The organism is Plantactinospora sp. A48, assembly GCF_055793945.1.
The window spans coordinates 1-22,055 of sequence record NZ_JBTIXF010000085.1 but is presented as its reverse complement, the minus strand read 5'-3'; the positions used below and the strand labels follow the sequence as shown (position 1 = coordinate 22,055).

Here is a 22,055-nt window from a genome sequence, read left to right as displayed (position 1 = left end):
GAAGGTCAGCTTGACCACGTACGCGAGGGCGCTGAACGGGGCACCGGACGAGGGCATGGTGATGTGCAGTCCGGAGCCGTCCTGGCTGCGGGTGGGCAGGTTGACGTACGTGCCGGCGGTCTGGTCCAGCAGTTGCACCGAGGCCAGCGTGCTGAGGTTGATCTGGTTGGAGCCGAGCGTGGTGATGTTGAACGTGCTGCCGGGCCAGCCGAGAACGGTGGCGTACAGGACGGTGTTGTCCTTGCTGCGGGTGAACCGGATGTCCCGGTTGGTGCCGGCGCGGGGGGTGGTGAAGGACCCGCCACCCATCTGGGTGGGGCCCTCGCCGTACACGCTCCAGGCCCGGGTGGCGTAGATCGCCTCCCCGAACCGCTTGAGCCAGTCACCCATGCCCCGCAGCACGCTCTGCTGGCCCGACGGGATGGTGCCGTCGGCCATCGGAGCGATGTTGAGCACCATGTTGCCGTTCTTGCTGACCCGGTCGATCAGCGAGTGCAGCATGGCGTTTGTCGCGTAGTAGCCGATGCCCTGCGTGTAGCACCAGCTTGAGCTGGAGATGCTGTCGTCGGTCAGCCAGTACGGCGACTGCAACCCGGCCGGGCCACCGCGTTCGAAGTCGTACACCTCACCGCGGTTGTTGAACCCGTCCTTGTAGGTGGCCACCACGTCCTTGTTCCAGGACACGGCCTTGTTGTAGTAGTAGGCCAGGAAGTCGGTCCGGCGTGACTCCGGCAACTGGCCGAGGTTGAAGTCCTGCCAGATCACGTCGGGTTGGTAGCCGTCGATCACCTCGCGCAGCTTGTCGTACCACAACTGCTGCTCCGCAGCGGCGCCCAGCTGCCCGTACAGCTTCTTGAGGCTGTTGTCCGACTGGCCGGGCACCCACTGGTAGTAGCCGGTGAAGTTGTAGGCGTGGTGCAGCGACACGAACAGCTTCAACCCCTTGCCGCGGATCGCGTCGGCGTGCAACCGCAGCAGGTCCAGCTTCGGGCCCCGGGCCACCGAGTTCCACTCGTTGACGCTGCTGTTCCACATCGAGAACCCGTCGTGGTGCTCGGCCACCGGCCCGGCGAACCGTGCGCCCGCGTCGGCGAACAACTGCGCCCAGGCGTTCGGGTCGAAGTTGCCGCCAGCCGAGGCCAGTTTCGGGGCGAATTGTACGAAGTTGCCGGCCTTGTCCCGGGCCCCGTTGATGAAGTTGTGGTACGGCCACACCGACGGGTCGCCGTACACACTCTTGTGGTGGTTGTTCTCGTTCGACCCGTTGTTGTACATGTTCCGCGGATACCACTCGTTGGCGTACGCCGGAACGCTGAACACACCCCAGTGGTAGTAGATCCCGAACTTCGCGTCCTGGAACCATTCCGCCGCTGGCGGATGCTGATCTACCGACGACCAGCTCGACGAGTAACTCTGCGGACCAGCGGTCGCCTCGGCCGCGCGCACCCGGAGCAATCCGACGGTCGTGGCGGCGCCGGTGAGGCCGGCAGCCCGCAGCAGTGAGCGCCGGGACAGTTCGAAGCGGGACACGGAGATTCCCCCTTATAGACTTTTGTCGATTCAGTAGAGGTCCGACGTTAAAGTCAGATGTCGGAGAAGTCAACGACCGGTTTCCAGGCCGAAAGGGGGCGAAAACGGTACGACCGATCGTTCTCTTCGGCAGCTGCCCGGTTCATACATCGGATGCTCGGGACAAATCACGTCGACCTCGCGGCCCGAACCACCGCGACGCCTGGTGGCTGCCACTGCCGACCGGCCGTCGCGGTACCCGGTGACCGTCACTCCGCTCGTTCGGACGTCGGTCGGGTAACCTTGGTACGCACCACCCGTTCTGCCCCGCCGGATTCGACTCCGGTCAACAGCGCGCAGGGCCGCCGGCTCCCGCCGGGCAGTTCACGCTTCCACGTTCGGAGATCCTATGGCGGCACGCCGCCCACGCACTGATTCAGCACCCACCACCTTCGATGAACTCGGCCTCCCTGCCCCGCTGGTGCGGGCGCTGGCCGAGAACGGCATCGACAGGCCGTTCCCGATCCAGGCCGCGACCCTTCCCGACGCCCTCGCGGGACGTGACGTCCTCGGCCGGGGCCGCACCGGATCGGGCAAGACGTACGCCTTCGCGCTGCCCGTGCTGGCCCGACTGGCCGCCAGCCCCGCGCCGCGCCGGCCCGGGCGCCCCCGCGCGCTGGTGCTGGCGCCGACCCGCGAACTCGCCGCCCAGATCGAGGCGTCGATCGCCCCGCTGGCGGCGGCCGTCTCACTGCGAACCCTGACCGTCTTCGGCGGCACGGACCCCCGGCGCCAGATCGCCGGCCTGCGAGCCGGTGTCGACATCCTCGTCGCCTGCCCGGGACGGATCGCCGACCACATCGACAGCGGCCACGCCAGCCTCGACGCGGTCGAGATCACCGTGCTCGACGAGGCGGACCACATGGCCGATCTCGGCTTCCTGCCCGCCGTACGCCGGCTTCTCGACCAGACCCCGAAGCGGAGCCAGCGGCTGCTCTTCTCCGCGACCCTGGACGCCGGGGTCGACGTCCTGGTCCAGCGGTACCTCAGCAAGCCGGTCACCCACAGCGTCGACTCCGCCGCGGAGTCGGTGCCCGTGCCGCACCACATGCTGCACATCGACCCCGCCGACCGGCTCGCCGTACTCGTCGATCTCGCCGCCGCGCCGGGCCGCACCCTGGTGTTCGCCCGTACCAAGCGGCGGGCCAAGACACTGACCCGGCAACTCGTCGCGGCCGGTGTGCCCGCCACCGAACTGCACGGCAACCTGGCGCAGGGCGCCCGGAGCCGCAACCTGCAGGCGTACGCCACGGGAAACGTGACGACGCTTGTCGCGACCGACATCGCCGCCCGGGGCATCCACGTCGATGACATCGCGCTCGTCGTCCACGCCGATCCGCCGGCCGAGTACAAGGCGTACCTGCACCGGTCCGGCCGGACCGCGCGAGCCGGGGCGACCGGTACGGTCGTCACCCTCATGACCGACGACCAGGTCACCGCCGTCCGGCAACTGGCCCGCCAGGCCGGCATCGCGCCGACCACCACCCGACTGCGGCCGGGGCACCAACTGCTGCGTGAGATCGCCCCGGGCCCGCGTACCCTCGCCAGCCCGCCGGCCCCGACGGCCGGCGACGGCTCGCGAGCGGCCGGACGAGCGGCGACATCGGGGACCACCGGCGGCGGCCGGACGGCGGGCCGAAAGCCGGCTGCCGGGGACGGCTCGCGCGCGGCGACATCGGGGACCACCGGTGGCGGCCGGACGGCGGGCCGAGCATCCCGCCGCGACCGTTCCCGGGAATCGGCGGTTCAGACCGGCGGTGACCGGCATCAGACCCGGTCCCGGGAGGCGGGCTCGGCCGGTGGCGGCGGGAGCGTCGCGACCTCGTCGACGCGCCGAGCCTCCGGAGTGGCCGCCTTCTCCGCCGGAAGCCGGGTCGGGGCGGCCCGTGGAGGCGGACGGTCCCGTTGACCGGTCAGCGGGCCACGGTCGCTCGGCGGGCCGCGTGTTCGGCGCGGGCCGGTGCTCCCACCTCGTGCAGGTACCGCAGGGCCTGGCGGTAGGAGGTGACGAGGCCGGTCTGTTCGTAGGCGACGCCGATCTCGGCGCAGTAGGCCCGGACGATCGCTTGTGACTTGCGCAGGTTGGGCGTGGGCATGCCCGGGAACAGGTGGTGCTCGATCTGGTAGTTCAGGCCACCGAGGGCCACGTCGGTCAGCCAGTTGCCACGGACGTTGCGGGAGGTCAACACCTGCTTGCGCAGAAAGTCCTCGTCGCCGACCGGGTGCGGCATGCCCTTGTGGTTGGGGGCGAACGTCATGCCCAGGTAGACGCCGAACAGCGCCTGGTGGACCAGCAGGAAGGCGACGGCCTGCAACGGGGAGAGGACGGCCAGCAGCGCCGCGAGGTAACCGACCGCGTGCAGGATCAGCAGCGCGCTCTCCAGCCGGGGCCGCTTGACCGTACCGTTTCGCAACGCCCTGACGCTGGACACCTTGAGGTCGGCGGCGAGCAGGGTGAGCAGCGGAAAGAAGAGCGCGGCCTGGTGCCGGGTGATGAACCCCTTGAGCCCACGGCGGCCGAGAGCCGACTCGGTGGCCCAGATCAACACCTCGGGCGCCACGTCCGGGTCGAGATCGTCGTGGTTGGGGTTGTTGTGGTGCCGGGTGTGCTTGTCCATCCACCAGCCGTAGCTCATCCCGACGCCGAGGTTGCCGGCCAGCCGCCCCGCGATCTCGCTGGGACGCTTGGTCCGGAACACCTGGCGGTGCGCCAGGTCGTGGGCCACGAGCGCGACCTGGGTGAACGTGACCGCGAGGAACGCGGCGGTGATCATCTGCCACCAGGACGAGCCGATCACGAAGAACGCCGCCCACCCGCCGAGAAGCATGAGCGCCACGACGCTCAGCCGGATCACGTAGTACGCGGGCCGGCGCTGCATCAACCCCTCGCCGGTGATCCGGCGGGACAGGACGGCGAAATCGCTTCCGGTCGTCCGCTGTGGCGGCGTCATGGTAGTGGTCATGGCTCCATCAGACCGCGGAACGAAGGCGTCGTCAGGAGCACTACGCCCCGCCGACCGGGGGTGCTGGCACCACCATCACCCCGATACGGTCGCGGGCACAATATGACCTGTGGCCATGACCGGGACCGGTGAACGGCTGGACCGACGGGTCCGCCGAGAGGTGTGCGCCTGGGTCCGCCGGGGCGTCCGCGCCGTGCTGGCCGGGCTGACCGCGATCGGCCTGGCGCTCGCCAACCTTCCGCTGCTCGTCGTGGCGATTGTCGCGCTGGTCCTGGTCCCGGTGCCGTACCTCGGGCTGGCGCTCGTGCCCTGGACGATGACCCTGATCCGGAAGCGGACCGATCTTGAACGCCGGCTCGCCTCGCGGACCGGGGTGCTGGTGGCCCGCCCGTACCATCCGGCACCGGAACAGGCCGTTGCCGGCGGTTGGCAGCGCTTCCGCTGGACCGTGACGGACCCCGCCACCTGGCGCGACCTCGCCTGGCTCGCCCCCGGCGCGGTCGTCGGGCTCGCCCTCGGCGCGCTCGGTGTGGGCGTGCCGCTGTACGGGCTCGTGGGTCTGACGCTGACCCCGTTGTGGGTCTGGCTCGGCACCGGCTGGTACGGCTACGGCGTCGTCTGGTCCATCGACACCTTCGGCGAAGGGCTGCTCTGTCTCCCCCAGGGCGCCGTCCTCCTCGCCGTCGGACTGTGGGCGGCACCGTCGCTCCGGCGCCTCGACGCCTCCTTCGCCCGCCTCCTGCTCGCGCCGACCCGGGCGGCCGAACTCCGGCTGCGCGTCACCCAGCTGACCGTGACCCGTGCCGACACGGTGGACGCGCAGGCGGCCGAGTTGCGCCGCATCGAGCGCGATCTGCACGACGGCACCCAGGCCCGGCTCGTCTCGCTGGGCATGATGATCGGGCTCGCCGACGAACTGATCGACCGGAACCCGGCCGCGGCGCACGAGATGCTCGCCGAGGCGCGCGAATCGAGCGGTACGGCGCTGGTCGAACTGCGGCACCTGGTCCGCGGCATCCATCCGCCCGTGCTGGCCGAACGGGGACTCGGCGGCGCGGTGAGCGCGCTGGCGCTCAGCCTGCCCGTGCCGATCACGGTGGATGTCGAACTGCCCGGCCGGCTCGACACGCCCGTCGAGTCGGCCGCGTACTTCGCCGTCGCCGAGACCCTGACCAACATGATCCGGCACAGTCACGCCCACACCGGAACGGTGGCCATGCGGCACGCGGACGGCGCGTTGACGATGGTGGTCACCGACGACGGTACCGGCGGCGCCGACCCGACCACCGGTACCGGACTACGCGGTATCGAACGCCGCCTCGCCGCCTTCGACGGCACGATCGAGCTGTCGAGCCCGCGCGGCGGTCCCACCGTGATCAGGATGGAGTTGCCGTGCGTGTCGTCATAGCCGAGGATCACGCGCTGCTGCGGGATGGGCTGACCCGACTCCTCCAGGCATTCGACTTCGACGTCGTCGCGACAGTCGACAACGGGCCGGCCCTGCTGCCGGTCCTGATCACGCACCGGCCCGAGGTGGCGGTCATCGACGTCCGCCTCCCACCGACGTTCACCGACGAGGGTCTGCAGGCCGCGATCGCGGCCCGCAACCAGATCCCCGGGCTGCCGATCCTCGTGCTCTCCCAGCACGTCGAGCCGATGTACGCCCGTGAACTGCTCAGCACGCCGCACGGCGGGGTGGGTTATCTGCTCAAGGATCGGGTCTCCAACGTCGGCGAGTTCATCGACGCCATCCGCCGGGTCGCCGAGGGTGGCACCGCGATGGACCCCGAGGTGATCTCGCAGCTTCTCGCCCGGCGCGAACCGCTGGCGGTGCTCACCGCCCGGGAGCGGGAGGTGCTGGGGGAGATGGCCGAGGGACGCTCCAACGCCGCGATCGCCGCCAAGCTCTACATAACCGAGAAGGCCGTCAGCAAGCACATCAACAACATCCTCACCAAGCTGGACATGCCGCCGTCCGAGGACGACAACCGGCGGGTGCTCGCCGTGTTGGCCTATCTCAACGCCTGACCGGGTCTGCGCCCCGACCTCGGACGGGCCGCGCCGCGCGGGCGCCGAACCCGACCGGTCTGCCCTCAGGTGGTGAGGATGACCAGTCGCTGCGTCGCCCGGGTCATCGCGACATAGCGGTCGACCGCCCCCTCGATACCGCCGCCGAAGTTCTCGGGATCGACCAGTACGACAAGATCGAACTCCAGCCCCTTGGACAACTCCGGGGACAGCGACCGGACCCGGGACGTCGCCCGGAACCCGGGGTCGCCGATGACGCAGGCGATTCCCTCGGCGTGCGTGGCGAGCCAGGCGTCGAGGATCGCGGCCAGGTCGGCGGCGGATCCGCGTACGACGGGGGCGCCACCGCGGATCGAGGTCGGCACGTTCGCGTCCGGCAGCACCGCCCGGATGACCGGCTCGGCCTCCACCATGACCTCCTTCGGGGTCCGGTAGTTGATGTTCAGCGAGGCCAGGTTGATCCGGTCGAACCCGACCCGCTTGAGCCGCTCCTGCCACGATTCCGTGAACCCGTGCCTGGCCTGGGCCCGGTCTCCGACGATGGTGAAACTCCGGGACGGGCAGCGCAGCAGCAGCATCTGCCACTGCGCGTCGGTCAGCTCCTGGGCCTCGTCCACGACGATGTGCGCGAACGGACCGGCGAGCGGGTCCGGATCGCCCCCGGGCGGCGGGGTCTCGTCGACCAGGGCCTCCCGGAGATCCTCCTGGCGCAGGCTGGACAGCACGCCCTCGCCGTCGTCGTAGGTGTCGGCCGCGATCAGGTCGTCGATGACGGTGGCCATCTGCTCGCGTTTCACCGCGACGGCGGCGTCATGCCGACGCCTGCGCCGGGACACCTCCGGGTCTCCGAGCCGCTGCCGGGCCGCGTCCAGCAACGGCAGGTCGGAAACCGTCCAGGCTCGGGCGTCCGCGCGTCGCAGCCGCCGTACGTCGTCCGGGCCGAGCCAGGGCGCACACCTGCGCAGGTACGCGGGCACCGACCACAGGTCCGCGACGAGGTCGGCCGCTTCGAGCAGGGGCCAGGCCCGGTTGAGGGCGGTACGCAGCTCCCGGTTCCGCAGCAGCGACCCGCGAACCAGGTCGGCCGGTTCGTCACCGTCGTACCTGTCCGTCAGGATCTCCAGCAGCTCCGCCCAGATGTCGTCGCGGGCCTCGTTGTGCGGTGTGCCGGGTCCGGGCGCCTCGAACGCGCGGGCCCAGTCGTCGGCGCTCAACCAGATGTCGGACTCGTCGGTGGTGACCGTCATGCCGCTGGTCGGCGGTTCCTCGTAGAACCGGACGGCCGCCTCGACCGCCGCCAGCAGGTTCGCGGACGACTTCAACCGGGCCACCTCCGGGTCGGCCTCGATCGTCGCCGTCGCCCCCTCGGGGACGAGGTCGCGCAGGGTGCAGGTCTGCACGTCCTCCTCCCCGAGGCTGGGCAGCACGTCGGAGACGTAGGCCAGGTAGGGCTGGTGCGGACCGACGAACAGCACCCCGCCGCGACGGGGACCGAGCCGAGGGTCGGAGTACCGGAGATAGGCGGTGCGGTGCAACGCGACCACGGTCTTTCCGGTCCCCGGACCGCCGTCGACGACGAGAGCGCCCTCAGACCCCGCTCGGATGATGGCGTCCTGGTCGGCCTGGATGGTGCCGAGCACGTCCCGCATCCGGGCCGACCGGCTGCCGCCCAGGCTGGCGATGAAGGCGGACTGGTCGTCGAGCGCGGCGTGCCCCACCAACCCGTCCGGGGTGAACACCTCGTCCCAGTAGTCGCTGATCCGACCGCCGGTCCAGCGGTACCTGCGGCGGCTCGTCAGACCCATCGGGTTGGCGTGGGTCGCGCCGAAGAACGGTTCCGCCGCGGGGGAACGCCAGTCGAGCAACAGCCGACGTCCCGAGCTGTCGGTGAGACCCCGCCGGCCGATGTACTCGGGCTCGGGGTTGTCCGCGCTGACCATGTGCCCGATGCACAGGTCCAGACCGAAGCGGCGCAGCAGGCGTAGCCGGCCGGTCAGCCGGCGGATCTCCTGGTCCCGGTCCAACGCCCGCTGGCCCTTACCGCCCGGCGCCCGGCGTTCCGCGTCGAGGCGGTCGGACAGGTCGGCGATCGACCGGTCGAGGCTTTCCGCGAGCGCCGCGAAGTGCCGCTCGTCGCGGGCGATCAGCGCCGGGTCGGCCTTGGCGGCGAGGCGGTCGGGAAGATTGAACGCGCTGGTGGGCAGGGAGTTCACGGCGTCAGCTCCGATCTGAGGATCGCTTGCGACCCTTTGCACGGTCGGCCACCGCACCCAGTCGTCGGGTGCGGCTCACGGTCAAACGGTTCCGGCACGAATCATTGACGATTGTGGATTTGATTCGCGGTTCCCGTTCCGCGGATTCCGGCCCCGGCCAGCGATTCTGCGGCACGACCGGGGTCTTGCCGCAAGCCCCCCGGTACGCTATACGTTAGATATGGGGGAGTTGAGCGCTCTCCTTTCCGCGCCGGCGACATCCCCGATGAGCATCGTCAGATGATGCCTCCGTTGGCCCGCAGGACCTGCCCGTTGATCCAGCGTCCCGCCGATCCGGCGAGGAACGTGACGACCTGGGCGATGTCGGCCGGGGTACCGAGCCGTTCCAGCGGTGGCTGCTTGGCCAGGCGTTCGATGGTCGCCTCGTCCTTGCCGTTGAGGAACAGGTCCGTCGCGGTGGGACCGGGCGCCACGGCGTTCACCGTGATGTCGCGTCCACGCAGTTCACGGGCGAGGATCAGGGTCATCGCCTCGACGGCGCCCTTGCTGGCGGCGTAGGCGCCGTAGCCGGGAAACCGCAGGCCGACAACCGACGATGACAGCACGACGATCGTCCCGCCGGACCGGACCCGACGTGCGGCCTCGCGGGCCACGACGAAGGTGCCCCGGATGTTCGTCTGATACACGGCATCGAGGTCGGCGAGATCGAGGTCGGCGATCGGCGACAGCGGCATCCGCCCGGCGGAATTGACCACGACATCGACCCCACCGAAGGTTTCGGTCGCGATATCGAACATCGCCTCGACCTGGTGCTCGTCGCCGATGTCCGCCCGTACCGACACCGCCCGACCACCACCGGCGGTGATCTCGTCGACCACCTCGTGTGCGGCCCCCTCGGAGCCGACGTAGCCGACCACGACGGCCTGCCCGGCGGCGGCCAGGCTGGTGGCGACGGCCCGTCCGATGCCCCTCGACGCACCGGTGACGACCGCAACCCGTTGCTCACCCATGGATCTCACCTCTTCTTAATGCAGATATCCTGCCTTCGTATCGACGATATAGACCGTAACACGTCCGCCGAATCACTGCTAGCTGATTGGCGTACCATCGATCCATGGAGAGCGTGCGACATGGCACCGGCGGCGGGTCGCCGGAGCGGGACGGATCCGAGGCGGCGCGGCGACGCCGGCGTGGTGCCGCTGGACCCGCCGACGACGCCACCCTGCGGGCCGCGCTCATCGCGGCGGCCGAACGGCAGTTGGCCACCTCCCAGGACGGCGACATCGCCACCCGCGCCGTCTGCGACGAGGTCGGCGTGACCCAGCCGGTCCTCTACCGCCTCTTCACCGACAAGCGCGGCCTGCTCGACGCGGTCGCCGACGCCGGCTTCGAGCGGTACGCCCAACGTAAGCAGGGCCTGGAGAACACCGCCGACCCGGTCGCCGACCTGCGCACCGGCTGGGACGACCACATGTCGTTCGCCGCCGAGAACCCCGCGCTCTACCAGTTGATGTTCACGCCCAGGCCACGGTCGACCTCGACCGCGCACCGGCGCATCCTGGAGCTGCTCGAAGCCACCCTGGTGCGCTGCGCCGCCGCCGGCTCGCTGAGCACAACGCCGAACCTGGCCGCCCAGCTCATCCTGCCGGCCAACATCGGAGTCGCGCTCAGCCGCATCGCCCAGCCGGCCCTCTACGCGGATCCGACGCTGTCGCACCGGACCCGCGACGCCGTCTTCGCCACCGTGCTCACGGACGTCGACACCCCCACCGGGCCGGACCCGGTCCGGGCCGCGGCCCGGCAGCTACGTTCCCAACTGACCCTCACCGGGACAGCGAGGCTCGAACCGGTCGAGGCCGCGCTGCTCGACCACTGGCTCGACCGCATCGACCAACCCGACTGACCCTTCACCTCGGTGGGTGGGCATCAGCTGCCGCAGCAGCCGGTCTGCGGGTCGATGGGTGCGGCGTTCAGGCTGACCAGGGTCAGCGGCGCGGCCAGCAGTCCGCCGGAGATGCCGGTGGCCAGTCCCCGTCCTGCCGGTTCCGTGGCCGGCGCGGGTCCGCAGCAGCTGTCGCCGGTGGCGAAGTCGGCGGGATCGCTGTTGCACACGCCGGTTTCGGGTAGGTCGAGTTGGACGTCGCGGGCGGCGGTCCAGTCGCCGGCGAGGGCGGCGGTGACGGAGCGGACCTGTTCGTAGCCGGTGGCCATGAGGAACGTCGGCGCGCGGCCGTAGCTCTTCATGCCGACGGCGTAGTAGCCCGGCTCGGGGTGGGCGAGTTCGTCCACGCCATGTGGGGGCACGGTGCCGCAGGAGTGTTCGTTGGGGTCGATCAGCGGGGCGAGGGCGCGGGTGGCGCCCATGATCGGGTCGAGGTCGAGCCGCAGCTCGGCGGCGATGGAGTGGTCGGGGCGGAACCCGGTGGCGGAGACCACCCGGTCCACCACGACCCGGTCCTCGGTGCCGTCGGCGTGCCGCACCCCCACGGTGACCCGGCCGTCGGCCGGGGTGAGTGCCTGTACGGCGAAGCCGGTGAGCAGCCGGATCCGGCCGGCGTCGACGTGGGCGCGCAGCCGGGTGCCGAGCGCGCCACGGGCCGGGAGGGCGTCGGCGTCCCCGCCGCCGTAGGTACGCGCCGGCGCGGCGGTCCGGATCGCCCAGGTCACCTCGGTGCCCGGCGTGGTTTCGGCCAGTTCGGCGAGCGAGAGCAGGGTGTTCGCGGCGGAGTGGCCGGTGCCGACGACGAGGGTGTGCCGGCCGGCGAACCGGGCCCGGTCGGCGCCGAGGACGTCGGGCAGCGCGTGCTCCAGGTGGGCCGCGGCGTGGGCCTCGCCGTGGGCGGGCAGACCGGAGGCGCCGAGAACATTCGGCGTGCCCCAGGTGCCGGAGGCGTCGATGACCGCGCGGGCCAGGATCTCGTCGCCGTCGGTGAGCCGGATCAGGAACGGGGTGCTCTCGCGACCGGCGGTGCGCAGCCGGTCCAGGCCCAGCCGGCTGACCGCCTCGACGCGGGCGCGGTAGCGCAGGTGGGGTTTGAGTGCCGGCAGTTCCGCGAGGGGCTGGAGGTAGTCGCCGACCAGTTCCGCGCCGGTGGGCAGGACCGCCGGGCCCGGGGCGATCCAACCGGCGTCGTCGAGGAGCCGGCGGGCGGCGGGGTCGATGTTGTAGCGCCACGGGGAGAAGACCCGTACGTGTCCCCACTGCCGGACGGCGGCGCCGGGGGTGTCACCGGCTTCGAGGACGAGGAAGGGCAGGTCGCGTTCGTGCAGGTGTGCGGCGGCGGCCAGGCCGACCGGCCCGGCGCCGATCACCACGACCGGCAGTTCACTCAGGGCGTTCATCGGACAACTCCTCTGCCTTGACAGCTATCGAATCAAAAGGGTGAGCGGCGGGCCCGCTCCAGGTACCGGGACCGTCAGTCGACGACCGGACTGCGCCGCTCGATCAGGACCACGTCGCGCCACCGGCCGTGGTGCCGCCCGACCCGTTCCCGGTAGCCGACGATCCGGAAACCGGCGCGCTGGTGCAGGGTGAGGCTGGCGGCGTTCTCGGGGAAGACACCGGACTGGATGGTCCAGATGCCGGCCGCCTCGGTGGCGGCGATGAGCGCGTCCAGGAGCCGCCGGCCGACGCCTCGGCCCCGGGCGGCGTGGTCGACGTAGACGGAGTGCTCCACCACGCCCGCGTAGACCGCGCGGGCGGAGACGGGCGAGACGGCGATCCAGCCGAGGACGAGATCGCCCGTCCCGGAATCCGCCGGGCCACCCGTACCTTCACCAACGGCCACGAAGCGATACGCGGGCAGCTTGCCGGCGTCGAACGCCGCCCAGGTGGGGGCACTGGTCTCGAAGCTGGCCTGCCCATCGTCGAGGCCCGCCTGGTAGATGGCCAGGACCCGGGTGGCGTCGTCGGCCGTCATCGGTCGGACGGTGACTCCGGACATCAGCGGACTCCGTTTCGGGGTCGGGGCCGGGCGCGCCCGTCTTGACGTCTGTCGAATCAAAAGGTTGCATGCTGATTAGACACCTGTCAACCTAGAGGAATGCCCAAGCAAGCGGCGCCGCTTCCCGTCCTCGACCTCGCCGCCGACACCCCGTGCTGCCCCCCGTTGACCCAGCGCCGGGTACCGGCCGAGACCGCCGCCGTTCTCGCGCACGCCTTCAAGGCCCTCGGTGACCCGGTCCGGTTGCAGCTGATGTCGATGATCGCCTCAGCCGAAGGCGGGGAGGTGTGCGTCTGTGACCTGACCCCGGCTTTCGACCTGACCGGTCCGACGATCTCGCACCACCTCAGGACGCTGCGCGAGGCCGGCCTCGTCGACGCCGAGCGGCGGGGCACCTGGGTGTACTACCGGGCCCGACCCGCGATCCTGCGCCAGCTCGCCGGGCTGCTCACCGTCGACCCGCCGGCCGTCGGCTGAGAACGGAGACCGATGACCAACCCGCTCTGGCGGCGCCTGCTGGCCGAGTTCACCGGCACCGCCCTGCTGGTCACCGCCGTGGTGGGCTCCGGCATCATGGCCAGCACGCTCTCACCCGCCGACGTCGGTTTGCAACTGCTGGAGAACTCGATCGCCACCGCGTTCGCCCTCGGCGCGCTGATCCTGATCTTCGGGCCGGTCTCCGGCGCCCACCTCAACCCGGTGGTCTCCGCGGCCGACTGGTTTCTCGGCCGCCGCGCCGGCACCGGGCTCACCGTACGTGACCTCGGCGGTTACCTCGGCGCCCAGGTGACCGGGGCGATCGCCGGGTCGGTGCTGGCGAACCTGATGTTCGACCTGGCCGCCGTCGACTTCTCCGGCCGGGACCGCGCCGCCGGACACCTGTGGCTCGGTGAGATCGTCGCCACCACCGGCCTGATCCTGCTGGTCTTCGCCCTCGCCCGTTCCGGTCGCGCGACCGTCGCGCCCGCTGCCGTGGCCGCGTACATCGGGGCCGCGTACTGGTTCACCTCGTCCACCTCGTTCGCCAACCCGGCCGTGACGATCGGCCGGGCGTTCACCGACACCTTCGCCGGCATAGCCCCTGCCTCGGTCCCCGGCTTCCTCATCGCCCAGCTCGTCGGCCTCGTCGCGGGTATCGGCCTGCTGGCCGCGCTCTACCCCGACGCCGGGCGGGCCGCCGACCAGGTGGTCGTGCCCAGCGACAACCACGAACCGACCCTCGAAGCCGCACAACCGCGCCGGTGAACCGGCCCGGCGGTGCACCGAAAGAAAGGCCGGCGATGTCCGCCAAGCCCAGCGTCCTGTTCGTCTGCGTCCACAACGCGGGTCGCTCCCAGATGGCCGCCGGCTGGCTGCGCCACCTCGGCGGCGACACCGTCGAGGTCCGCTCCGCCGGCTCCGCCCCCGCCGACACGATCAACCCCGCCGCCGTCGAGGCCATGCGCGAGGTCGGCATCGACATCACCGACCAGACCCCGAAACTCCTGGAGTACGCCACGGCGCAGTCCTCCGACGTCATCGTCACCATGGGCTGTGGCGACGCCTGCCCGGTCTTCCCCGGCAAACGGTACGAGGACTGGAAACTGGAAGACCCCGCCGGCAAGGGCGTCGACGCCGTTCGACCGATCCGCGACGAGATCCGGAGACGGGTCGAGAAGCTCCTCGACGAGCTGCGCCCCGCCTCCTGACCTCGACACCGTCGCCTCATCCGGGGTGGATCAGGACATCCTGCTCCACCCCGGATGAGGCCAGCCTGTTCCGCGCGGTGGCTCAGAGCGGTGGCTCAGACGACGCCCGGACAACCCTCGTCGATGCGGCCGGTTTCGAAGAACCGCACCGCGTCCGCACCGCAGGCCGGCTCGCGCATGACCGAACCGTGTACGTCATCGTCCACCGTGTACACCTCGCCGCCGACCAGCCCCTGGGTCTGCACCGTCCACTCGTACGGTGACGGGGTTTCCCACCGGTGCCCGGACAGCACCAGTTGCCCGCCACCGGGACCGATCCGGAACGGCTGGGCCGGCAGCGGCCAGCCCGCGCAGCCCGCGTCGAACGGGTTGGCGCGCCCGGTCATCGGGTTGTCCGCCAGGCGGCGCTGGTACACCGCCCAGGCGGCGTCGAAGCCGAGGCGGGCGGTGTCCTCGTTGCAGAAGGCGGCCTTGTTCATCGTCTGGTTGAACTGCTCGGGCGCGTCGGTCGGTGGCGGGGGCGGCGGGTCGTCATCGTCACCACCGAGGACCTGCTTGACCGTCGGGGGCGCCGTGGGACCGGTCGCGGTGCGCAGCTCGTGCAGGACGGTACCGGCCGTCTCCCACACCGGGTGGTCCTGCGCGGCGGACAGCGCGATGAGCGAGCCGTCCAGCGCCTGGGGCAGATCGGTGAACCTGCGGGGGTGGGCGTCGAAGTCGGCGCGCAGGGCCACGATCGTCGCGCGGACCTCCGTGGCCGTGGTTCCCAGGTGGTACGTCGCGTCGCGCTCGGCCAGCCAGGCCGCGAAGCGTCCCGCGTTGCGCTCGGCCGCGGCTGCCCGGCCGTCCTCGAAGGCGGGGATGTCGAAGCGGGGAATCGCGACGCTGTCCAGCAGCATCCGGCCCACCTGGTGCGGGAAGAGGGTCCGGTACACCACGCCGAGCCACGTCCCCCAGGAGATCCCGAGGAAGTTGAGGCGCCGCTCCCCCAGCGCCGCCCGGATGCTGTCCAGGTCACGGGCCACGTTCGCCGTGGTGAGCTGGCCGAGGAACGCCGGGTCGAAGTTGCCACAGGTCCGGTTGTCGGCCACCTGCCTGACGTACAGCTGGCGGGCCTGTGCCTTGCTGAGCGGGCCGGTCGGCGGCTGGGTGCCGTCGGACGGCGCCGGGCAGTTGACCTTTGTGCTGTAGCCGACCCCACGGGGGTCGAAGCCGATCAGGTCGTACCGCGTGTTGAGCCTGGCATCGGTGTCGTTCTCGACGGCGAGGGACAGCGGGATGAGATATCCGCTGCCACCCGGACCGCCCGGGTTCAGCGCCAGGCTGCCGAGGCGCCGGGCCGGGTCGGTGGCCGGCAGGCGGGTCAGTGCGACCGTGATCTGTCGCCCGCCCGGGTCGTGGTAGTCCAACGGTACGGTGACCGTGCCGCACTGGAGGCGGCCGAGGAGGGTCCGGAACCGGTCGAGCTTGTCCGGCGGGGCGAGCATCCGCAGCACCTCGTCGGAGTACGCGGGGCAGGGCTTCCAGTCCACGGCCGGTGCGGACGGCCTGGCTGCGGACGGACCGGTGGCTGCGAGCGACGCGACAGCCGCGGACGGGCCGGCGACTGCGGGCGGGGCGACGAGGACCGTACCGGCGACCCCGGCCAGGGCCGCGCCCGCGATCCAGCGTTTGGGTTGCTTCATGCTGCCCACCCTGCGGGGCCGGTGGCGCTACCCGCGTCGGCCGGCAGAGGTATGTCAGGTATGTCGTGCGATGGATGTGTCGGTCCTCCGTGGCGCCGTAAACTCCCGGGGTCATGGCAGACGTCTTCGGGGGGCGGCTCCGCGACCTGGCCCGCCGCCCGGCGGTCCGGGACGGGGCGCTGGCGTTCGCCGTGCTGCTGTCCTGCGCGTTGACCAACCCGTCGCCGGTGGCGCAGGGCGACCGGCTCGCGTACTGGTGGGCGGTGAGTGGGCTGCTCGTGGCCGCCGTCGCGCTCCGCAGCCGGTGGCCGCTGCCGATGCTGGTGGTGGCCACGTTCGCGGCGGCGGCACACCTGGGACTGCTCCTGCCGCTGATGGCCGTCGACCTCGGGGTGCCGATCCTGCTGTACACCGTGGCCGTCCGTTACCGGTGGGCGGTGTCGCTGTCGGTGCTGGCCGCGATGCTGCTGCTGTCGCTGGGCTCCACGGCGTTCGCGACCAGGAGCACGATCGACTCCTCGGCCGCCTGGCGACCGCCGACGGGTCCGCCACCCGGCACGCCAGCCGGTCGACCGGACCGGCCGAGCGGACCGGAGGGGCCGAGCCGCCTGGAGGGGCCGAGCCGGCCGGAGGGGCCGAACCGACTGGACGAGCCCGCCCCGCTGGATGAGCCGAACCGACCGGACGGGCCCGGATCGGTCAGGACCGGGCCATGGGCGGTCTCCTGGATCGACCAGCCGGGGCTCGCGCTCATCCTCATCGCGTCCTGGGCGATCGGGTCGGGCGCGCAGAGCCGGCGACGGTATCTTGACGAGTTGCGGGCCCGGGCCGCCGACCTCGAACGCGAGCGGGACCAGCGGGCGGCGCTGGCGGTGGCCGCGGAGCGCGGTCGGATCAGCCGCGAGCTGCACGACGTCGTCGCACACGGCCTGTCGGTGATGGTGATCCAGGCGCAGGGCGGAGCGGCGGCCCTGGACAGATCGCCGGTCGACACCCGTTCGGCCCTGGAGGCGATCGTGAAGACCGGCCGTGAGTCCCTCGCCGACATGCGTCGCGTGCTGTCCACCGGCGACGACTGGCGACCACCGCCGGGGCTCGTCGCGCTACCCGCGCTGTTGAACCAGGTACGGGAGGCGGGCACCGCGGTGCGGTTACGGATCGACGGCACACCGGTGCCGCTGCCGTCCACCGTGGACCTGTCGGCGTACCGGATCGTGCAGGAGGCGCTGACGAACGTGATGCAGCACGCCGGGCCGGGCGCGCGGGCCACGGTGACGATCGGCTGGTCGCGTACCCAGGTCGTCCTGTCGGTCACGGACGACGGCCGGGGTGAGGTGGCCGATGACCGGAACGGGGTGACCCGCGGACCGGGCAACGGCCTGCGTGGGATGCGGGAGCGGGCCGAACTGCTCGGCGGGCGGATCTGGGCCGGGCCGGGTGAGCGGGGCGGCTTCGTGGTCCGGGGAGCGCTCCCCATCGGGCCGGTCGAGCGATGATCGACGTGCTGCTGGCCGACGACCAGGCACTGGTACGTACCGGCTTCCGCATGATCCTGGAGAACGCCGGCGACATGCGGGTGGTGGGCGAGGCCTGCGGCGGGGTGGAGGCGGCGCGGCTGGCGCTGGAACTGCGGCCCGACGTGGTGCTGATGGATGTGCGGATGCCCGCCGGTGACGGGGTGGCGGCGACCCGGCAGGTCTGCGCGGCCGACGCCCACACCCGGGTCCTGATCCTGACCACGTTCGATCTCGACGAGTACGTGTACGCGGCCCTGCGGGCCGGGGCGAGCGGCTTCCTGCTCAAGGACACGCTCGCCCCGGACCTGCTCTCCGCGATTCGCGTCGTGGCGCGCGGGGACGCCGTGGTCGCCCCGAGCGTGACCCGTCGGCTGCTCGAACGGCATGTCGGACGGGTCGACACCGCGGTGCCACCGGCCGGGCCGTCCCCCGACGTGCTCACCGACCGCGAACGGGAGGTGCTCGGCCTGATCGCGCGTGGACTGTCCAACGCGGAGATCGCGGCGACCCTGCACCTGTCGGAGGGAACGGTCAAGACACATGTGAGCCGCGTACTGACCAAACTCGCCCTCCGCGACCGGGTGCAGGCCGTGGTGTACGCCTACGAGACCGGGCTGGTCCGGCCGGGCCAGACGTCCTGAGCCGTGCTCGACTCACCCGGCCAGGCCAGCGATCCCCGGCGTCTGGTCAGTCCCTTCGAGCGTGAGGGTTGCCGGCTGGCCGCGGCGCCGCGTCAGGCACGGCGACCCAGAAGCACGTCACGGTAGATCACATAATTCATCGCACTGCCGAGGCGTGCCCGGTCAATGAACCCGTTGGCGCCCATGGTCTCTCGCAGGTGACGGAACGCGAGGCCCTTCGCGACGGAGCTGACGATCCCGAGCAGAAAGGTCAGCAGGAATCCTGGCAAGATCACCGATACGGTCAGTGGCCCCACCACAGCCATAAATGCCATCATGCCGAGAAACCCGCGCTGGCTCCATATGACCCACGGATAAAACGACAACCCACGCAGGTAGCTACGCTGTCCATCAGTCAGTTCTCGGCGCTCGACCATGCGTCACCCACATGTCCGTCCTGGGGAACTCGGAGTGTAGGGGTCCCCAGCAAACCGAGGCGGCGTCCGCAGATCCCGGTCGTCCTCCTCACGTCGCCGATCTTCGGGTCGGTCAGGGCTGGATGAGGACCTTGAGCGCGGTCCGGTCCGCCATCGCGCGGTAGCCGTCGGGCACCTCGTCGAGGCCGACCGTGCGGTCGAAGACCTTGCCCGGCTGGATCCGCCCCTCGATGATGTCGGGCAGCAGCTCGTCGATGTACGCGCGGGCCGGAGCGACCCCGCCGGTCAGGGTGATGTTGCGGAAGAAGACGCCGAAGTCCGCCGGCACGTCCGGGTACTGCGGCGCGCCGACCCGGCTGACCGTGCCGCCGGCGCGCACCACCGCGAACGCCGTCTCGATGGCCGGGCGCAACCCGACGCACTCCAGGACCGTGTGGGTGCCGTCGCCGCCGGTCAACTCCCGTACCCGCTCGACGCCCTCGGCACCGCGCTCGGCGACCACGTCGGTGGCGCCGAACTCCCGGCCCAGGTCGGTACGCGCCTTGTGCCGGCCCATCAGGATGATCCGCTCCGCGCCCAGCCGTCGCGCCGCGAGGACCGCGGACAGGCCCACGGCGCCGTCGCCGATCACCGTGACCGTGGTACGCGGGCCGACCCCGGCGGTGACCGCGCAGTGATGCCCGGTGGGGAACACGTCGGACAGGGTCAGCAGCGCCGGCAGCAGCGCCGAGTCCTCGGCGACCGGCAGCTTGACCAGGGTGCCCTGGGCCTGTGGCACCCGGACCGCCTCGCCCTGCCCGCCGTCCACGTCGTCGACGCCCCACAGGCCGCCGTGCCGGCAGGACGTCTGGAGGCCCTCCCGGCAGAAGTCGCAGGTGTTGTCCGCCCAGACGAAGGGCGCCACCACCAGGTCACCCCGGTTGAGACCGGACACGTCCGCGCCGAGTTCCTCGACGACGCCGAGGAACTCGTGCCCGATCCGGCCGCCGTGGGCGCTGGCCGCCCGGGAGCCGTACGGCCACAGGTCGCTGCCGCAGATGCACGAGCGGACCACCCGCACCACCGCGTCGGTGGGCTCCCGCAGCACCGGGTCGGGCACCTCTTCCACCCGTATGTCGCCGGCACCGTAGATCAACGTCGCACGCATCAGCGTTCCCTTCGAAGCATTCCGGTCACGACAACCGTAGTCGGGCGATCCGCCCGTCGTGACCGGAAGGTTCGCCCCAGATCGGGCAGTTCCACCGCCTTGCCGGACGGCGCCTGGGCCCGCCCCAGGCCGGTCAGGGGCTTTGACACAGGCCAATAGCGTGCGGACATGACGTACGCGCCGGGTGGTACCGCCGGTGGGCGGCCGGTGACCCTCGTGCCGCCGGTGCGACGGGCGGGCCCGGAACGCGGTGCCGGCGAGGTGGCCTGGCTGCTGCGGGTCAACCGGATCTACGGCCCGGACGAGCGGCTCGCGGTGGGTACGGTGTTCGCCCGCGAGATAGGCACCGGCCGGTCGGTGGACAACGCCCAGGTCAGCCGCTGGGAGCTGGGTACTCGCCGGGCCGGCTGTCCGGCTCGCGTCCACCGATGATCCGGCCGCCGCCCGGCACGTGCTGCGGCAGATCGAACGCCCGGTCACCGGGTGGACACTGCGGGGCGCGTGGTGCGCGGCGACCGAGAAGGCGGCCTTGGGACACTTCGACGTCGATCAGCTCGGGGCACTTGCCGTCCACGCCGCCGATCTGCTGTCCGGGGACGTGACCGACAACGCACTGGCCGCGGCCGACCTGCTGCGGCACGTACCGGACGGGGTCCGGAACGGGCTCGGGGGTGCGGCCGCCGGATCCGTCCGGCGGGCGGCGGCCGGGTTGGGGGTGCCGGGCACGGGCCGCGCGCTACCCGCCGAACCGGCCCGGACGATCGTCGCCCGGATCACCGCCGCGACTCTGCGGAGCCTGCCCCGGGACGTCCTGCCGCACGATCCGGTGCTGGACCTGCTCGTCGACGACACGCTGTTCCACCCACAGCTGTCGCGGCGGTTCACCGCCGCGCAGCTGATCGCGGCCACGCCGTACCGTTCGGGGGTCGGCCGGGCCATGGCGGCGGAGCTGTTCCGGCCGGCGACCATCACCGACCCGGTGGTGGCCCCTGCGGTGATCACCGCCCTGGCGGTGCTGGGTGAGGCGGACCTCCGTCCGGCGTTGGAGCGCCTGGTGCTGGCGGCCCGCCCCGGTGATCCGACCGCGGTCACCGCGATCCGCACCCTCGCCCACCTGCCCGGTACGGGTGGCGACCGGTTCTGGTCCACGACGATGGGCCGGCATGGCGCTGACCCGGCCGGTGGTCGTGCCGTGACCTACGCGCTCGGGGTGCTCGGTCGGGACGCGCTGCTGCACCGGTACCGGCGAACCGGACCGGAGCCGGTGCGCACCGCGGCCGACTGGTGGCTCGGCGTCTCCCGGCGCCTGCGCGCCAGCGCCGGCACGGGCAGGGGGAGGGGCACCGACACCGACACCGACACCGACACCGACACCGACCCAGGGTTGACCCGGGAAATCGGGGGTGGCAAGAACTCCGGGTGAAGCGGTCCACCCGGCGCACGCTGATCCGCACCGGTTCCCCCAACCTCGGAGGACGACATGCGGATCCGCACCCAGCTCGCCGCGACCCTCACCGTCGGCGCGGCGGTCCTCGCCCTGGCCGGACCGGCCGCGGCGGCGCCGCCCAACGGAGACGACTACACCGACCCGCAGGCCACCGGCTGCGCCGCGAGCGCGATCACGATCTGGTCGAAGAACCTGGTCAACCCCGCGAACGGCGTGGTCAACGGCGTGCTGGAGGTGCGGTACTCCCGCGACTGCCAGACCAACTGGGTACGAATCAACAACTACGTGAACGGCGCCACCGCGCAGAAGACGATCGTCCGGCAGAAGTACTACCTGCCCGCCGGGGGCACCCTGCCGTACGCCCAGGATGTCACCTCGGACACCTACTACGGCTGGAGTTGGGGCCTGCAACTGTACGCACCGGCGTACGTGTGCATCGAGGTCGGCGGCGTGCTCAGGCTCAACGGTCAGGTGATCGCCACCAACGGGCAGTCGCTGGATCAGGTCTGCTGACCGGCGGTTGACGTGGCGGGGGGGGGGGGGGGGGGGGGGGGGGGGGGGGGGGGGGCTGGTCTGGGTCCAACCCCCGCCGCTTCGTTCTGATCTGGCCGGGTTGTGTCGGGTCAGCGCTGCAGGGTCAGCAGGCCCGGCCGGTAGGGCAGCAGGCCGTAGTCGCCGCCGGAGTTGGTGGCGCGGCCCTGGTAGAGCAGTTGCAGGTTGCAGGGGTCGACCGTGAAGGTCTGGTCGGGGTTGTTGCGGACCAGGTCACCGTGGCTGATGTCGTTGGTCCAGGTGGC

General features: G+C 71.5%; 21 protein-coding genes and 1 pseudogene. 12 read left to right on the top strand and 10 right to left on the bottom strand.

Annotated features, from left to right (window positions below; translation table 11 throughout):
- The coding region (locus tag ACXN5W_RS28025) for an alpha-L-fucosidase (RefSeq protein ID WP_473161382.1) at positions 1-1,530 on the bottom strand (1,530 nt) is incomplete at its 3' end.
- 388 nt (positions 1,531-1,918) lie between these two features.
- On the opposite strand from ACXN5W_RS28025, the gene ACXN5W_RS28020 reads away from it, so the two are divergent.
- The gene (locus tag ACXN5W_RS28020) at positions 1,919-3,478 is read left to right on the top strand and encodes a DEAD/DEAH box helicase (RefSeq protein WP_473161381.1); all 1,560 of its coding nucleotides are present in this window, start codon (positions 1,919-1,921) and stop codon (positions 3,476-3,478) included.
- A 4-nt stretch (positions 3,479-3,482) separates the two neighbouring features.
- Here ACXN5W_RS28020 and ACXN5W_RS28015 read toward each other — a convergent pair whose 3' ends face one another.
- The gene (locus ACXN5W_RS28015) at positions 3,483-4,532 is read right to left on the bottom strand and encodes a fatty acid desaturase family protein (protein ID WP_473161380.1); all 1,050 of its coding nucleotides are present in this window, start codon (positions 4,530-4,532) and stop codon (positions 3,483-3,485) included.
- A gap of 115 nt (positions 4,533-4,647) precedes the next feature.
- Here ACXN5W_RS28015 and ACXN5W_RS28010 point away from each other — a divergent pair, with 115 nt between their 5' ends.
- A complete protein-coding gene (locus ACXN5W_RS28010) occupies positions 4,648-5,940 on the top strand; it encodes a sensor histidine kinase (protein ID WP_473161379.1) in 1,293 nt (430 codons plus the stop codon).
- The gene (locus tag ACXN5W_RS28005; RefSeq protein WP_473161378.1) at positions 5,925-6,560 is read left to right on the top strand and encodes a response regulator transcription factor; all 636 of its coding nucleotides are present in this window, start codon (positions 5,925-5,927) and stop codon (positions 6,558-6,560) included. The genes ACXN5W_RS28010 and ACXN5W_RS28005 overlap by 16 nt, the downstream gene beginning before the upstream one ends.
- A 65-nt stretch (positions 6,561-6,625) precedes the next feature.
- Here ACXN5W_RS28005 and helR read toward each other — a convergent pair whose 3' ends face one another.
- Complete coding sequence (helR, locus tag ACXN5W_RS28000) at positions 6,626-8,764, bottom strand: RNA polymerase recycling motor ATPase HelR (protein WP_473161384.1); 2,139 nt, start codon at positions 8,762-8,764, stop codon at positions 6,626-6,628.
- 284 nt (positions 8,765-9,048) lie between these two features.
- Positions 9,049-9,783, bottom strand: a complete 735-nt coding sequence (locus ACXN5W_RS27995) for an SDR family oxidoreductase (protein WP_473161377.1) — start codon at positions 9,781-9,783, stop codon at positions 9,049-9,051.
- A gap of 104 nt (positions 9,784-9,887) precedes the next feature.
- Between ACXN5W_RS27995 and ACXN5W_RS27990 the strand changes: the two genes are divergently transcribed.
- Positions 9,888-10,676 (top strand): TetR/AcrR family transcriptional regulator, encoded by a 789-nt coding sequence (locus ACXN5W_RS27990; RefSeq protein ID WP_473161376.1) that lies wholly within the window; start codon positions 9,888-9,890, stop codon positions 10,674-10,676.
- A 23-nt stretch (positions 10,677-10,699) separates the two neighbouring features.
- Here the strand turns inward: ACXN5W_RS27990 and ACXN5W_RS27985 are convergent, their stop codons facing one another.
- Together ACXN5W_RS27985 and ACXN5W_RS27980 are read right to left on the bottom strand one after the other, a co-directional pair.
- Entirely contained in the window at positions 10,700-12,115 is a 1,416-nt protein-coding gene (locus ACXN5W_RS27985) for an NAD(P)-binding domain-containing protein (protein ID WP_473161375.1), read from the bottom strand.
- Positions 12,116-12,189: 74 nt separating this feature from the next.
- The gene (locus tag ACXN5W_RS27980; RefSeq protein ID WP_473161374.1) at positions 12,190-12,717 is read right to left on the bottom strand and encodes a GNAT family N-acetyltransferase; all 528 of its coding nucleotides are present in this window, start codon (positions 12,715-12,717) and stop codon (positions 12,190-12,192) included.
- Between the two features lie 99 nt (positions 12,718-12,816).
- Between ACXN5W_RS27980 and ACXN5W_RS27975 the strand changes: the two genes are divergently transcribed.
- The 3 genes and pseudogenes from ACXN5W_RS27975 (at position 12,817) to ACXN5W_RS27965 (ending at position 14,405) form a co-directional block, all read left to right on the top strand.
- Positions 12,817-13,194: an ArsR/SmtB family transcription factor gene (locus ACXN5W_RS27975; RefSeq protein WP_473161373.1), complete on the top strand. Its 378-nt coding sequence runs from the start codon at positions 12,817-12,819 to the stop codon at positions 13,192-13,194.
- Positions 13,195-13,206: 12 nt separating this feature from the next.
- A pseudogene (locus ACXN5W_RS27970) lies at positions 13,207-13,918 on the top strand (aquaporin); the annotation flags it as partial.
- 79 nt (positions 13,919-13,997) lie between these two features.
- The gene (locus ACXN5W_RS27965; protein WP_473161372.1) at positions 13,998-14,405 is read left to right on the top strand and encodes an arsenate reductase ArsC; all 408 of its coding nucleotides are present in this window, start codon (positions 13,998-14,000) and stop codon (positions 14,403-14,405) included.
- A gap of 95 nt (positions 14,406-14,500) precedes the next feature.
- Here the strand turns inward: ACXN5W_RS27965 and ACXN5W_RS27960 are convergent, their stop codons facing one another.
- Complete coding sequence (locus tag ACXN5W_RS27960; RefSeq protein WP_473161371.1) at positions 14,501-16,090, bottom strand: alpha/beta fold hydrolase; 1,590 nt, start codon at positions 16,088-16,090, stop codon at positions 14,501-14,503.
- Between the two features lie 113 nt (positions 16,091-16,203).
- Between ACXN5W_RS27960 and ACXN5W_RS27955 the strand changes: the two genes are divergently transcribed.
- Together ACXN5W_RS27955 and ACXN5W_RS27950 are read left to right on the top strand one after the other, a co-directional pair.
- Positions 16,204-17,586: a sensor histidine kinase gene (locus tag ACXN5W_RS27955; RefSeq protein WP_473161370.1), complete on the top strand. Its 1,383-nt coding sequence runs from the start codon at positions 16,204-16,206 to the stop codon at positions 17,584-17,586.
- Complete coding sequence (locus tag ACXN5W_RS27950) at positions 17,583-18,248, top strand: response regulator (protein ID WP_473161369.1); 666 nt, start codon at positions 17,583-17,585, stop codon at positions 18,246-18,248. Before ACXN5W_RS27955 ends, ACXN5W_RS27950 begins: the two co-directional genes overlap by 4 nt.
- A 92-nt stretch (positions 18,249-18,340) precedes the next feature.
- Here the strand turns inward: ACXN5W_RS27950 and ACXN5W_RS27945 are convergent, their stop codons facing one another.
- Complete coding sequence (locus tag ACXN5W_RS27945) at positions 18,341-18,664, bottom strand: hypothetical protein (protein ID WP_473161368.1); 324 nt, start codon at positions 18,662-18,664, stop codon at positions 18,341-18,343.
- Positions 18,665-18,776: 112 nt separating this feature from the next.
- On the bottom strand, positions 18,777-19,811 hold the full coding sequence (locus tag ACXN5W_RS27940) for a zinc-dependent alcohol dehydrogenase family protein (RefSeq protein ID WP_473161367.1): 1,035 nt from the start codon (positions 19,809-19,811) through the stop codon (positions 18,777-18,779).
- Between the two features lie 168 nt (positions 19,812-19,979).
- On the opposite strand from ACXN5W_RS27940, the gene ACXN5W_RS27935 reads away from it, so the two are divergent.
- The 3 genes from ACXN5W_RS27935 to ACXN5W_RS27925 all read left to right on the top strand — a co-directional run bounded on the left by ACXN5W_RS27935 (position 19,980) and on the right by ACXN5W_RS27925 (position 21,771).
- A complete protein-coding gene (locus ACXN5W_RS27935) occupies positions 19,980-20,243 on the top strand; it encodes a hypothetical protein (protein ID WP_473161366.1) in 264 nt (87 codons plus the stop codon).
- A gap of 97 nt (positions 20,244-20,340) precedes the next feature.
- Positions 20,341-21,234, top strand: coding sequence for a hypothetical protein (locus tag ACXN5W_RS27930; protein WP_473161365.1), 894 nt, complete (start codon positions 20,341-20,343; stop codon positions 21,232-21,234).
- Between the two features lie 57 nt (positions 21,235-21,291).
- A complete protein-coding gene (locus ACXN5W_RS27925) occupies positions 21,292-21,771 on the top strand; it encodes a DUF2690 domain-containing protein (RefSeq protein WP_473161364.1) in 480 nt (159 codons plus the stop codon).
- A gap of 110 nt (positions 21,772-21,881) precedes the next feature.
- Here ACXN5W_RS27925 and ACXN5W_RS27920 read toward each other — a convergent pair.
- Positions 21,882-22,055, bottom strand: a 174-nt coding sequence (locus ACXN5W_RS27920) for a non-reducing end alpha-L-arabinofuranosidase family hydrolase (protein ID WP_473161383.1), incomplete at its 5' end; no start/stop codon positions are given.